Source organism: Kordia zhangzhouensis (genome assembly GCF_001005305.1).
Classification (GTDB): domain Bacteria; phylum Bacteroidota; class Bacteroidia; order Flavobacteriales; family Flavobacteriaceae; genus Kordia; species Kordia zhangzhouensis.
In genome coordinates this window covers 465,473-479,363 of the sequence record NZ_LBMH01000003.1, presented here as the reverse complement: position 1 = coordinate 479,363, position 13,891 = coordinate 465,473, and the positions used below count along the sequence as shown (strand labels likewise).

Annotated in this window: 8 protein-coding genes and 1 tRNA gene; 7 read left to right on the top strand and 2 right to left on the bottom strand. The window is 34.5% G+C overall.

Annotated elements, in window-relative coordinates; genetic code table 11:
- Positions 1 to 3,279: a DUF2723 domain-containing protein gene (locus AA088_RS05485; protein ID WP_046743933.1), complete on the bottom strand. Its 3,279-nt coding sequence runs from the start codon at positions 3,277 to 3,279 to the stop codon at positions 1 to 3.
- A 161-nt stretch (positions 3,280 to 3,440) separates the two neighbouring features.
- Between AA088_RS05485 and AA088_RS05480 the strand changes: the two genes are divergently transcribed.
- The 4 genes from AA088_RS05480 (at position 3,441) to AA088_RS05465 (ending at position 8,280) form a co-directional block, all read left to right on the top strand.
- A tRNA-Gln gene (locus tag AA088_RS05480) sits at positions 3,441 to 3,513 on the top strand.
- 338 nt (positions 3,514 to 3,851) lie between these two features.
- A complete protein-coding gene (locus tag AA088_RS05475; RefSeq protein WP_046743932.1) occupies positions 3,852 to 5,522 on the top strand; it encodes a peptidase domain-containing ABC transporter in 1,671 nt (556 codons plus the stop codon).
- Entirely contained in the window at positions 5,516 to 6,877 is a 1,362-nt protein-coding gene (locus AA088_RS05470; protein ID WP_046743931.1) for an HlyD family secretion protein, read from the top strand. Before AA088_RS05475 ends, AA088_RS05470 begins: the two co-directional genes overlap by 7 nt.
- Before the next feature lie 2 nt (positions 6,878 to 6,879).
- Entirely contained in the window at positions 6,880 to 8,280 is a 1,401-nt protein-coding gene (locus AA088_RS05465) for a TolC family protein (RefSeq protein ID WP_174442399.1), read from the top strand.
- A gap of 33 nt (positions 8,281 to 8,313) precedes the next feature.
- Here the strand turns inward: AA088_RS05465 and AA088_RS05460 are convergent, their stop codons facing one another.
- On the bottom strand, positions 8,314 to 9,138 hold the full coding sequence (locus tag AA088_RS05460) for a universal stress protein (RefSeq protein ID WP_046744161.1): 825 nt from the start codon (positions 9,136 to 9,138) through the stop codon (positions 8,314 to 8,316).
- Between the two features lie 155 nt (positions 9,139 to 9,293).
- On the opposite strand from AA088_RS05460, the gene rimP reads away from it, so the two are divergent.
- From rimP to infB, 3 genes are read left to right on the top strand one after another with little or no spacing between them, the layout of a single operon-like run.
- Positions 9,294 to 9,758: a ribosome assembly cofactor RimP gene (gene rimP / locus AA088_RS05455; RefSeq protein WP_046743929.1), complete on the top strand. Its 465-nt coding sequence runs from the start codon at positions 9,294 to 9,296 to the stop codon at positions 9,756 to 9,758.
- A 13-nt stretch (positions 9,759 to 9,771) separates the two neighbouring features.
- Complete coding sequence (gene nusA, locus AA088_RS05450; RefSeq protein ID WP_046743928.1) at positions 9,772 to 11,004, top strand: transcription termination factor NusA; 1,233 nt, start codon at positions 9,772 to 9,774, stop codon at positions 11,002 to 11,004.
- A gap of 45 nt (positions 11,005 to 11,049) precedes the next feature.
- On the top strand, positions 11,050 to 13,860 hold the full coding sequence (infB, locus tag AA088_RS05445) for a translation initiation factor IF-2 (protein WP_046743927.1): 2,811 nt from the start codon (positions 11,050 to 11,052) through the stop codon (positions 13,858 to 13,860).
- The last annotated feature ends 31 nt before the right edge of the window (positions 13,861 to 13,891 follow it).

Below are 13,891 nucleotides of genomic sequence, written 5' to 3'. Positions count from 1 at the left end.
TTACTCTATTTCATCTCCAAACAAAGGTTGAAATTGTTTGGTGTATCCTAAAAATATTGAAGCTTCTTTTTCAAAAAGTTCTTTTTGATCGTTTGCTTGAAGAATCTCAGTTAAACTCTTGTACTTTTCTAAATACCCATAAATATCTTCAATAGCGTTTGCTTGTTGACTTAGAGGTAATGTTTTATAATAGTTGAGATATTCTATATACTTTGTTTTAATTTCATTGTACTTTTCAGTAGCTTTTTCTGTTTGTCCTATTTTAAAATATCCGTCTATAAAAGGTTCATTAAAAATATAATAACCAAAATATTTGATTGGCATTTTTTCAAAAACAAGATCTATGATATCTTCTGCTTTGTCATTTTTTCCTTCAGCAACAAGCTGCTCTACTAGTTTTGCTAAGTTTGTTCTGTATGAAATACTCTGACGTCTAGTTTGTGGATCATGATAGATAGCATCGCTTCCAGAATTTCCCCAATCCCACTTCATAACATTTTCATACATGAGTTCAGTATTAACACGTCCCATGTCATAATTGCTCGGCAATTTTGTTTCAATTGGAATTAATTTATAAACAAGTCCGTCTAGTTGTAAATAATCTTTCATCCATATATATTCTGCTTTGTCAAAACTACCTCCTGTAAAATAAATAGGACGTTTCCAGTCGTTTTGGTTCAATATATCAAGCATCATTAAATTATTCTTATAGATGGCAGTTTTAGGAAGTTCAATGATGATGTGATCTACCATTTTATCATGATCTTTTGGACTTACATATTTTGCGGCATTTTCTTTGTTGACAGGAACTTTAATTTTAGTTACAGGATAGTATATAATATTTCGCTGGCTTGCAGGGATATTTCTATCATCAACTTCGTATACTTCATCAATTAAATATCCGTACTTAGTTTCTTTTTTGTCGCTCAGTACCCAATCCATAAAACGATCTAATTCCCACACAGTGCTGTCTGGAATAGCAGGATGACGTTCATAACGCAGGTAATTACGCGTTCCATATTTGTACTTGTCATGAGTCATTTCAGAAGGAACTGGCTCACTGTCAAATGCTTTTTTCTTCATTTGATCAATGTACCATTCTGTGCCAAGTAAACTTGTGTTAATAGTTCTAATATCAGTACGGTAACCTTCAATGCTTTGCGCATACCAAAGTGCAAAAGAGTCATTGTCACCAATAGTGAAAATCATAGACCCAGCATCTTCTTCTATGGAATCTAAATAAGCTTTTGCAGTAGATTGTGCAGTGTATCGGTTAGATCGGTCGTGATCGTCCCAATTTTGACTCGCCATTAATGCAGGAACGGCCAATAAAGTTATGGTAATAACAATTGGAGCAGCTAATTTTTCGGAGATATAGTTTCTCAATTGTTCAAATAACGCATATACGCCAAAACCAATCCAAATAGCAAACACATAAAAAGAACCTACTAAGGCATAGTCACGCTCTCTTGGTTCAAAAGGTCGTTCATTTAAGAATATTTTTAGGGCTAAACCTGTAAATAAGAAGAATACCAATAGTACCCAAAATTGTTTTGGAGCGCGAAATAGTAAGAAAGTGAATCCAATGAGTCCTAAAATGAGAGGTAAAAAATAATACGTATTTCGAGCTTTGTTAGTAAGAACGTCTGAAGGTAAATTGTCTTGAGAAGCTCCTAAGTGCCATTCGTCAATAAAATTAATACCGCTAATCCAGTTTCCATGATTGTCTAATTTTCCCTGAATGTCGTCTTGCCTTCCTACAAAATTCCACATAAAGTATCGCCAATACATATACCCCATTTGGTAATTTAGCATGTAATATAAATTTTGCCCAAATGTTGGAGGTTTTATATGAACATACTCTCGAATTTGTTTTAAATATGATTCAAAATCTTCCGCGTAAATTTCACCGTTTCTGGCTTTATTTTTAAAATCGTTAATTATTTCAACGATACGTTTATCAGAACGGTATTCAGGTTTAATTTCGAAATCTAATAATCCACTATATTCCATATAGTTTACGGCATGTTCAGAACTCCACATTCTTGGTAAAAAACCTCGATGTCTGCTATCAGAATTCTGTTTAGCTCCTTTCCATTGGTTTACAATGACATATTTATCTAAAGCTTCACTTTTTTCGTAGCGAGGTTTATCATCAATATAAGGCTCTTTTTCATCAAGTCCACCATAAATATCTGTATACATTGGGCCGTATACTACATGTGTTTCAGGGTACTGCTCTAAATTATAATACGCAAGTAGTAAATGGGCGCTTGAAGGTTGATTTTCGTTTACAACTATATCTGAATTGGCTCTAATTGGAATCATCAACCAAGTAGAAAATCCAATTAAAATAAAAGCTAAACATAGTGTAATTGTATTTAGAAGTCTGTAATTTTTTTTGTGCGTATAATTGATTAAAAAGTAAAACAATCCAACAAAAAATAAACCAGCAAGGATATATCCAGAATAAAATGGTAATCCAAAAGTATTCACGAAAAACACTTCTGATTTCCAAAAAATACTAAGTGTGGTAGGCGGTATAAATTTAAAAACAAAGAACAATACTGCAACAGAAATCACATTGGCAAGAATAAAGCCTTGAACAGTTGTTTCTTTATAATTTTTAAAGTAGTAAATCATTCCTAAAGCAGGAATAGTCAATAATCCCATTAAATGAACGCCAAACGCTAGTCCAATAACTAACGATATTAAGACCAACCATCTATCACCTCTAGGTGTGTGCATTTCGTCTGCCCAGCGAAGAGCCATCCAAAATAATACAGACATTAAACAAACAGCCATGGCATACACTTCTGCTTCAACAGCATTGAACCAAAAACTATCAGAGAATGTAAATGCCAAACTACCTACAAAAGCACTACCTAAAACCGCTATTTTTTTATCGTTTGTAAAAATAGGTTCAGTTTTATCTTGGCTACCTTTTGTTTTAAGCAAACTCACTTTTCGAAGCAAATTTGTAGATGACCAGAACATAAAAAGAATTGTAATGGCACTAGAAAAAACCGAAAGGAGGTTAACCATCACGGCAATTTGTTCGTTACTAGTTGCAAAAGTAGCAAATACGGCTCCCATCATTTGATAAAAAGGAGCTCCTGGTGGATGGCCTACTTGTAACTTTGCGGAAGTTGAAATGTATTCTGCGCAATCCCAATAGCTTGCTGTAGGTTCAACAGTTAAACCAAAAGTGATAAATGCTATAAAAAAAACTGTCCATCCTAAGATGATGTTCCATTTTTTGAAATTAAGAGAAGTCATACAATGCTTTTTGATTTTAAGACTAACGGCGAATTTAAGAATTTAAAGCGTACTAGCTAAAAATTTTTGGAAAACGTTAAGAATCATTTTATTTAAAATATTTAAAAAAAATATTTGGACTTCTCAAAGTTTGTTTTAAATTTGCAACCGCAATAAAGCAATGGCCTATGGTGTAACTGGCAACACGTCTGATTTTGGTTCAGAAGAGTCTAGGTTCGAGCCCTAGTAGGCCAACAAAAATCCCTCTCCAATCGGAGAGGGATTTTTTATTTCTACCACTTTTAAGCATGATTTTGTTGTTTTTACGACTCATCAGTCTCTAAATTTCTTTGCTAAGGGTGCTTTTTGTCAAAACTAGCCTCCTCAAATTGTTAAAATATAAATTCATATTTAAGTTGTAAATATCTGATAAACAATTTATTAATTATTTAAAATGTTAATATTAATACCTTTATTTGCTAAAATGATAGTATTGCTATTATATTTGCGTTCGTAAATATTAATTAATGCTTTTCTGATGATTTAGCAGTATATTTACTAAATGAAATTCAAACATTTATAATGTAAAAAGAATGGCAAATACTCAATTATCACCTTGGCGACGTTTTGTTGGCTTGCTTCAATTGGAGAAGAAAGATATTTTACAAATTTTTTATTATGCCATCTTTGCGGGAATCGTGGCGTTGTCACTTCCGCTTGGGATACAATCTATTATCAATTTAATTCAAGGAGCGCAAGTTTCAACTTCGTGGATAGTCTTAGTAATTTTAGTAACGGTAGGAGTAATATTTTCAGGGGCACTACAATTGATGCAATTGCGCATTATAGAAACCATACAGCAACGTATTTTTATGCGTGCTTCTTTCGAGTTAAGTTATCGATTTCCTAAAATAAAAATGAATGAGCTTCGTAATTATTATCCGCCAGAGTTGGCAAATCGATTTTTTGATACACTCACCATTCAAAAAGGACTTTCTAAGATTTTAATCGACGTGCCTTCAGCAGTGTTACAAATTCTCTTTGCATTGATATTATTGTCGTTTTATCATCCATTCTTTATCATTTTTGGAATTTTGTTATTAGCATTAATATTTATTGTTTTTAAATACACAGCAAGAAAAGGATTGCAAACAAGTTTAGATGAGTCTAAAAACAAATACAAAGTAGCGCATTGGATTCAAGAAGTGGCGCGTGCAATGGTCAGTTTTAAGCTATCAGGAAGTACTAGTTTGGCTTTGAAGAAAAATGATGCGCTAGTTGAGGAGTATCTCAAAGCAAGAGAAAGCCACTTTCGTATTTTGGTATTGCAGTTCATTCAAATGATATCGTTTAAAGTATTGGTTACAGCATCTTTGCTGCTTATAGGAGGCGCATTGGTGCTGAATCAAGAAATGAACATTGGACAATTTGTGGCAGCCGAAATTATTATTTTATTGGTTATTGGTTCTGTGGAAAAATTGATAGTTGGTTTGGAATCTTTTTATGATGTTCTTACTTCTATTGAAAAACTTGGGCAGGTTGTTGACAAAGAGCTTGAAATGCAAGAAGGAGAAACGCCTGACTTTAGCTCTGAATTAACAATTGAGCTTGATGGAGTATCTTACGAAGTAGAAAATAGAGAAAAACCAATACTTAAAGACATATCTCTGTTAATAAAACCGCAAAGTAGAATCTTAATTCAAGGTGAAAGCGGTTCTGGAAAATCAAGTTTGTTAAGAATCATTGCAGGAGTAGTTGAACCTACTTCAGGAAGTGTATTTATTAATAAATTTTCTATGGAAAGTGTACACTTAAATTACTACAGATCACATTTAGGTCTTTCACTTTCTGAAGAAACTCCTTTTGAAGGAACTATTCGCGAAAATCTAACTTTTGGTAATGAAGCAGTCTCAGACGAAAAGATTTTTTGGGCTTTAGAAAAAGTAGGATTAACACAATTCATTAAAGAACAACCCAAAGGTTTAAAAACAATTTTAAATCCTGAAGGGAAGCAGATATCGTACAATATTTCTAAAAAAATAGTATTGGCACGTGCAATTATAAAAAACCCCAAAGTACTCATTCTAGAAGATCCATTAGATCAGTTTAATGTTGATGAAAGTAATCGAATTATGGATTTCTTGACCGATTCGTCAAATCCTTGGGCTTTGATTGTGGTAAGTAGTAATACACGTTGGAAAACAAATTGTGGAGGTTTAATCACACTTGATAAAGGTGAAATAAAAAATCGAACAGCATGCTAAACATTACAAATAATACACTCAATAAAAAAGTAAAACTTACGCAGTATGCTTCAGGAAAACTTGTTTTTAACAAGCAATATTACAAGCAGCTCAATAGGTTTTTATTAGCGTTTGCTATCATTGGAATCATTGTTTTGTTTCTTCCGTGGACACAGAACATTTCGGGGCAAGGGCAAGTAACAACTTTACGACCAGATCAGCGTCCACAAACCATTCAATCGCAAATTCCTGGGCGTATTGAACAATGGTTTGTACGTGAAGGAGATTCTGTAAAAAAAGGAGACACTATTTTAAAGATTTCAGAAATTAAAAGTGAATATTTTGACGATCGTTTGGTGGAAAGAACGGGCAATCAAATCAAAGCAAAATCCTCTTCGGTAACTGCTTACAAAGGAAAAATAGATGCGTTACAACGACAAATTTCTGCGTTGGCCAATGAGCGTGACTTAAAATTAGAGCAAGCTCAAAATAAATTGCTTCAAGCGCAACTCAAAATTAAAGGAGATAGTATCGATGTTGAAGCTGCACGTATCAACCAAGATATTGCTCAGCGTCAATACGATCGAACTTTAACATTACAACAAGAAGGGCTAAAGGCGGTAAAAGATGTAGAGGAAAAACGATTAAAGCTTCAGGAAACTCAAGCAAAATTGATTTCGTTGGAAAACAAATATTTGGCTAATAAAAATGATTTAATCAACGCTACAATTGAATTGGCACGAACTAAAGCTAGTTATGCAGACAAAATTTCGAAAGCGCAAAGCGATATGTATACTGCGCAATCGAGTCAATACGATACTGAAGCGCAGGTAACCAAACTCGAAAATGAGTACACAAATTATAAAATACGAAATGATTTGCGTTACATAACAGCTCCTCAAGATGGGTTTATAAATAAAGCGCTTAAAGGTGGAATTGGAGAAACCTTCAAAGAAGGTGAACAATTAGTAAGTATCATGCCTTCCAACTATCAATTGGCTGTTGAAACTTACATTCGTCCTATTGATTTGCCTTTAATTCATATTGGGGAAAAAGTGCGTGTACAATTTGACGGCTGGCCAGCAATTGTATTCAGTGGTTGGCCCAATGTTTCTTACGGAACATATGGAGCAAAAGTTGTAGCAATTGAAAACTTTATCAGTGATAATGGTAAATATAGAATATTGTTAGCGCCAGATGAAGAAGATCATGAATGGCCAAAGGCAATACGAGTTGGTTCTGGAGCTAAAACGATTGCATTACTTGATGATGTGCAAATTTGGTTTGAATTGTGGCGACAACTTAATAGTTTCCCGCCAAATTACTATCAGCCTGACGAAAATAATGCAACTAATAAATCAGCTAAGAAAAAATAATCATGAGGAATATAGTACTGTTGCTTTTATTTCTTTTTTGTCAAAACATAGCGGCACAAGTTGAAAATCCGTTGGACTCAGTTTTATCGTTAGATGAATATTTAGGATACGTAAAAACATTTCATCCAATCGTAAAGCAAGCTAATCTAGTGGTCAATGAAAGTGAAGCAAAGCTTTTGAAAGCGCGTGGTGCTTTTGATCCTAAATTGGAAGTAGATTACAATCGTAAAAAATTCAAGAAAACAGAATATTACGATAAACTTAATGCTACCTTTAAAATTCCAACATGGTATGGTGTTGAACTCAAGGCGAATTTTGAAGAAAATACTGGAGAGTTTCTAAATCCAGAGTTTTCTGTGCCAACAGACGGATTATATAGTGCTGGTGTTTCAGTTTCACTAGCCAGAGGATTGCTAATCAATGAACGAATGGCAATGCTGAAACAGGCGAAGCTATTTACACAACAGGCACAGGCAGATCAACAACTATTGGTCAATGAAATTTTGTATGAAGCCTCTGTTACTTATTTCACGTGGCTTAAATCATACCGGAATAAACAAGTATATGAGTCGTTTTTGGCAAATGCAAAATTACGTTTTGACGGAATCAAAAAAAGCTATAAAGAAGGTGATAAAGCTGCTATTGATACATTAGAAGCAGGACTGACGTTAAACACGCGAAAGTTGGATTTAGAAAAGGCGCGCATCACATATGTTAAATCTACCTTAGAACTTTCAAATTTTTTGTGGCTTACAAATAATACACCTATAGAATTGAAAGACACTATGCGTCCAGATTTGACAACATCCAACCGTATTGATGACATACTGAATGTGTCAGGTTTTGACAATGCTACTTTTGATATTGAAACACATCCTAAAATACAATCTCTCAATTTTAAATATGAAAGTTTAGTGCTTAATAGGCGCTTAAAGCAAAACAATCTACTGCCTCAGGTTGATGTGCAATATAATTTCTTAACACAAACACCAGATGAAGTAGGAACGTTCAATACACAAAATTACAAGGCAGGACTCAATATTCGTTTTCCGCTATTTTTGAGAAAAGAACGAGGAGATCTTCGTTTGGCTAAATTAAAGCTTCAAGATGTAGAATTTGAACGAGTTTCTACACGTGTAACTCTACGAAACAAAATAAACGCAATAACACAAGAAATAGAATCGTTTCAGTTGCAAAATAGACTCACAGAAGAATTAGTTAAAGATTACGAAGTACTTTTACAAGCTGAGGAGCGTAAATTCTTTCTTGGAGAAAGCTCATTATTCTTAGTAAACTCCCGTGAAGCTAAATTGATTGAAAACAAAATCAAAGCAATAGATCTAGAAAACAAATACTTTAAAACCAAAGCAAGTTTGTTTAACATCATGGCCAACATGTTGTAGTGTTTTTTACGAAACCTTAAACGTCTTTAAATATTATATTTTAAAAGTAATCACAGGTCGCAAAGCGTGATTCACTAAATCTTCGCTAATACTTCCATTAAAAAAATGAGCCAATCCTTGTCGGCCGTGAGTACTCATGCCAATTAAATCAGCATCAATAGCACGCGAAAAATTTAAAATACCTGTTTCTACCTTATTATCATTGTAAATATGTAACTCGTAATTAGTAAGGTCATCAAAATCAGCTATAAAGTCATTCATTTTCTTCTCTGCATCAGCAGTAGTTATAAAGCGACTTGGTGTATTGACAAATAACAAGTGAAGTTTTGCATGGAAACTATTGGCAAAATCAATAGCCTGCTCAAACACGAGTTTTTGATCCTTTGAAAAATCGGAGGCAAAAACAAAATTTGACACAGTAAAATTTTCAATATTGTTTTTAATAACAAGAACAGGAGCATCGGCAGTGCGAACTACTTTTTCAGTATTTGAGCCAATAAACATCTCTTTTAAACCTGAAGCGCCACTAGACCCCATAATCACTAAATCGATTTCATGTTGGCGAATTGCCTGTGTAATTCCGTCAAAAGCTTTGTGAGTTTCGACTGTAATATCAACTTTTACACCTTTCATAAAATCTTGTTCAATAGTTTTTTCAAAACGTTCATTGGCAATTTTCATGAATAATAATTGCTCAGGAACATTCAAATTTGTATCTCCCGACAAAAGGTGTGAAGGAAGTTCTAGCATGTGTAGTAAATAAATGGTAGCATCATTTTGTTTTGCTAAGGAAGCAGCAACTCTTAATGCATATTCGGCTTGTTCGGAGAAATCAGTTGGAAGGAGAATTTTTTTCATTACAAATTGAATTTTAGGATGATAACTAAAGTTACAAATAAAATCCTTTGTGCGAATAGTTTTTAAGATTGGAAAAAATGTGTATATTTGCACCGTTAAAAGTAGAAGAGACAAAAAATGAGGGGACATGCAGTCCCCTCTTTTCATACTGAAAAATGCTTAAAGAGAAAGTTTCAAAATTACTAAAGGAAATACTCGAAGAAGAATCTTCGTTGTTTCTTATATCGAAAGAAATCAAGGCAGGAAACAAAATTGTGATTGTTATCGATGGTGATAAAGGAGTTACTTTGAATGACTGTATGAAAGTAAGTCGACACATTGAACACAATCTAGATAGAGAAGAGGAAGACTTTTCGTTAGAAGTGTACTCTGCAGGAATTTCAGAAGGAATTACGCACATTCGTCAGTACCCAAAAAATGTGGGGAGAAAGTTAGAAGTTGTTACGGCAAGTCAAGAGGAAATCTCAGGAACCTTAGTAGAAGCCGATGATGAAAAAATAAAATTGCAATGGAAAGCGCGCGAGCCAAAACCCGTTGGAAAAGGTAAAGTTACAGTTCAAAAAGAATTGGAAATACCTTATGAACATATTGTAAAAGCAAAAGTTATGGTAACATTTTAATTAAAGACATGTCATGGAGAATCTAGCATTGATTGAGTCGTTTTCGGAGTTTAAAGACGACAAGCTTATAGATCGAGTAACGCTAATGGCGATATTGGAAGATGTTTTTAGGAATGCATTAAAGAAAAAATTTGGATCAGATGATAATTTTGATATCATCATCAACCCAGATAAAGGAGATTTAGAAATTTGGAGAAACCGAATAGTAGTAGCTGATGGAGAAGTGGAAGATCCAAATCAAGAAATAGAATTAAAAGCAGCACGTAAAATAGAGCCAGATTTTGAAGTTGGAGAAGACGTGTCTGAAGAAGTGAAATTGATAGATTTAGGAAGAAGAGCTATCTTAGCATTGCGTCAAAACCTAATTTCTAAAATTCATGAGCATGATAATACCACTATTTACAAGAAATTCAAAGATCTTGTAGGTGATATTTATACAGCTGAAGTGCATCACATTCGTCATAGAGCAGTCATTTTATTGGATGATGAAGGAAATGAAGTGGTGTTGCCTAAGGAAAACCAAATTCCTTCTGACTTTTTCCGTAAAGGAGAAAATGTTCGTGGAATTATTGATAGAGTAGAGCTTAAAGGAAATAAGCCTATGATTATTATGTCAAGAACGGCTCCAGAATTCTTGGAAAAATTATTTGAACAAGAAATTCCTGAGGTTTTTGACGGGTTAATTACAGTGAAAAAAGTAGTAAGAATTCCTGGTGAAAAAGCAAAAGTAGCTGTAGATTCTTATGATGATAGAATAGATCCTGTAGGAGCGTGTGTAGGAATGAAAGGTTCTCGTATTCATGGAATTGTTAGAGAGCTTGGAAATGAAAACATTGATGTAATCAATTACACAACAAACTTACAACTATACATCACACGTGCATTGAGTCCAGCAAGAGTAAGTTCACTCAAAATTGATGAAGAAGCAAAACGTGTAGAAGTATTTTTAAAACCAGAAGAAGTTTCAAAAGCAATCGGAAAAGGAGGGTTCAATATTCGTTTGGCAGGACAACTTACAGGGTATGAAATTGATGTATACCGTGAAGGAGTTGAAGAAGATGTAGAGCTTACAGAGTTTTCTGATGAAATTGAAGCTTGGGTAATAGAAGAATTTAAGAAAATTGGTTTAGATACTGCTAAAAGTGTTTTAGATCAGGAAATGGACTTCCTTGTAAAACAAACAGATTTGGAAGAAGAAACTGTTGGGGAAGTGATACGAATCCTTAAAGAAGAATTTGAAGACTAAAAAGCAGTTTTTTATTTAAAAAGAGGGTAAAATTTAAAATAGCTTATGGCTGAACAAAACAAAATAAGGCTTAGTAAAGTACTACGCGAATTAAACATTTCAATCGATAGAGCAATCGACTTTTTATCGCAGAAAGGATATGCTGTGGAAAAAAGACCGACAACCAAAATATCGAAAGAAATATACAATGTGCTATTGGAAGGTTTTCAAACTGACAAAAGCAAAAAAGTAGCTTCTAAAGAGTTAGGAGAAGAAAAAAGAAAAGAGAAAGAGGCATTAAGGGAGCAACTTGTTAAAGAGCAAGAAGAAGCGCAGCGTCAACGTGAAGAACGTGAGAAAGTTGTGCGTGCTAAAGCAAACTTATCTGGACCGAAGACGATTGGAAAAATAGATCTAAACCCTCAAAAAGAAACTCCACAGTCGGAAAAGAAAGAAAAAGAAGCGGAAAAGCCTGCGGTTGAAAAAGCGCCAGAAAAACCTGTTCAGGAAGTAGAAAAACAAGAAAAGCCTGCTGAAAAAGTAGAAATCATATCCAATAGACCTAAGTTCAATAAGCCTAAGCAAGTGCAAAAGGTTGAGGTGGTTAAAAAAGCACCAGAAAAACCTGAACCTGTTAAAGAAACTTCGGCTCCAGTAAAAGAAGAAGAATCTAACGAGCCAGAAAAGAAAGTATTGGAAACGAAATACCAAAAACTTTCTGGGCCAAAAATGACAGGTCAAAAAATTGATCTTACGCAGTTTAATAAAACAAAAAAGAAAAAGGAGGATTCTAAAAAGGAGTCTGACGACAAAAAGCGTAAGCGTAAACGTATTTCTAAAGGCGGAGCAAATCAAAATCAGAATCAAAACCAGTCTAGCGGAAATAATAAATTTGCTGGAAATAAAGGTGCAAACCGTGGAGGAAGTAGAAGAGGAGCAAATCGCAAAGCACCTGTAGCAAAGGTAGAGCCTACGGAAGAAGAAGTACAAAAACAAGTGCGTGAAACGCTTGAAAAACTTCAAGGGAAAAGCAGTAAGTCAAAAGGAGCTAAGTACCGTAGAGATAAACGAGATATTCGTCGTCAAAAAACGGAGGAAGATCTTGAACAACAAGCAGCAGAAAGCAAAGTGCTTAAAGCAACTGAATTTGTAACGGTTGGTGAGTTGGCGACCATGATGGATGTAAGAATCAATGATATCATATCAAAATGTATGATGTTAGGTATCATGGTAACTATGAATCAACGTTTAGATGCGGATACGCTAACAATTGTTGCTGAAGAATTTGGCTTTACGGTAGATTTTGTTTCTGCTGAAATCGAAGAAGCAATTCAGGAAGAAGAAGATGCGCCAGAAGATTTAAAACCAAGAGCGCCGATTGTAACAGTAATGGGGCACGTTGACCATGGTAAAACATCGTTGCTGGATTACATTCGTAACGAAAACGTAATTGCAGGCGAGTCTGGAGGAATCACGCAACATATTGGAGCATATGGGGTAACATTAGAAAGTGGACAACGAATCACATTCTTAGATACACCAGGTCACGAGGCATTTACAGCGATGCGTGCACGTGGAGCTCAAGTTACAGACATTGCTATTATCGTAATTGCGGCAGATGATGATGTGATGCCACAAACAAAAGAAGCAATTAGTCATGCGCAGGCAGCTGGGGTTCCAATTGTCTTTGCAATCAATAAAATTGATAGACCAACTGCAAATCCTGAAAAAATCAAAGAAAAACTAGCAGGAATGAACTTGTTAGTGGAAGATTGGGGAGGAAAAATTCAATCACATGACATCTCGGCTAAAACTGGTTTGGGAGTAAGTGAATTGTTAGAAAAGGTATTGCTTGAAGCTGAATTATTAGAGTTAAAAGCAAATCCAGATAAGAATGCTGTGGGTACTGTAGTTGAAGCGTTTCTTGATAAAGGACGTGGATATGTGTCGACAATCTTAGTACAAAGTGGAACGTTGAAAATTGGAGATTACTTATTGGCTGGTAAGCATAGCGGAAAAGTAAAAGCAATGTTTGATGAGCGTGGTAAAAAAGTGAAAAAAGCCAATCCTTCAACACCTGTTTCGGTATTAGGATTGGATGGTGCACCACAAGCAGGTGATAAGTTCAATGTATTTGAAGATGAAAAAGATGCGAAACAAATTGCTGCAAAACGTACACAATTACTTAGAGAGCAATCTGTAAGAACAACAAAACGTACAACGCTAAAAGATATTGGAAGACGTATCAAAATTGGAGATTTCCAAGAATTGAATATTATCTTAAAAGGTGATGTGGATGGTTCGGTAGAAGCGTTAACAGACTCTTTCCAAAAGTTATCGACTGAAGAGATTGAAGTGAAAATTATTCACAAAGGAGTAGGTGCTATTACAGAAAGTGATGTATTACTTGCAACGGCTTCCGATGCGATTATCATCGGATTTAATGTTCGTCCTGCTGGAAATGCTCGTATGGTAGCAGATAAAGAAGAAATCGATATCAGAACCTATTCAATTATCTACGACGCTATCAATGATGTGAAAGATGCAATGGAAGGATTGTTATCTCCAGAATTAAAAGAAGAAATCACAGGAAATGCTGAAATTAGAGAAACATTTAAGATTTCTAAAATTGGAACGATTGCTGGATGTATGGTAACAGATGGTAAAATTTACCGAAACTCAAATATCCGATTAATTCGTGATGGTGTGGTAATTTACACAGGTGAATTGGCTTCATTAAAGCGTTTCAAAGACGATGTTAAAGAAGTAAGTAAAGGATATGATTGTGGATTGCAAATCAAGAATTACAATGACATCAAAGAAGGTGATATTGTAGAAGCTTTCCAAGAAGTAGAAGTAAAGAAAAAGTTGAAATAAACATTCAACGTGCAATAAATAAAAAAAGGGA

Excerpts from the sequence above, each read along its gene's own strand:
- AA088_RS05485 (WP_046743933.1), bottom strand. The coding sequence starts at position 3,279 with ATGACTTCTCTTAATTTCAAAAAATGGAACATCATCTTAGGATGGACA.
- AA088_RS05475 (WP_046743932.1), top strand. The coding sequence starts at position 3,852 with ATGGCAAATACTCAATTATCACCTTGGCGACGTTTTGTTGGCTTGCTT.
- AA088_RS05470 (WP_046743931.1), top strand. The coding sequence starts at position 5,516 with ATGCTAAACATTACAAATAATACACTCAATAAAAAAGTAAAACTTACG.
- AA088_RS05465 (WP_174442399.1), top strand. The coding sequence starts at position 6,880 with ATGAGGAATATAGTACTGTTGCTTTTATTTCTTTTTTGTCAAAACATA.
- AA088_RS05460 (WP_046744161.1), bottom strand. The coding sequence starts at position 9,138 with ATGAAAAAAATTCTCCTTCCAACTGATTTCTCCGAACAAGCCGAATAT.
- rimP (WP_046743929.1), top strand. The coding sequence starts at position 9,294 with ATGCTTAAAGAGAAAGTTTCAAAATTACTAAAGGAAATACTCGAAGAA.
- nusA (WP_046743928.1), top strand. The coding sequence starts at position 9,772 with ATGGAGAATCTAGCATTGATTGAGTCGTTTTCGGAGTTTAAAGACGAC.
- infB (WP_046743927.1), top strand. The coding sequence starts at position 11,050 with ATGGCTGAACAAAACAAAATAAGGCTTAGTAAAGTACTACGCGAATTA.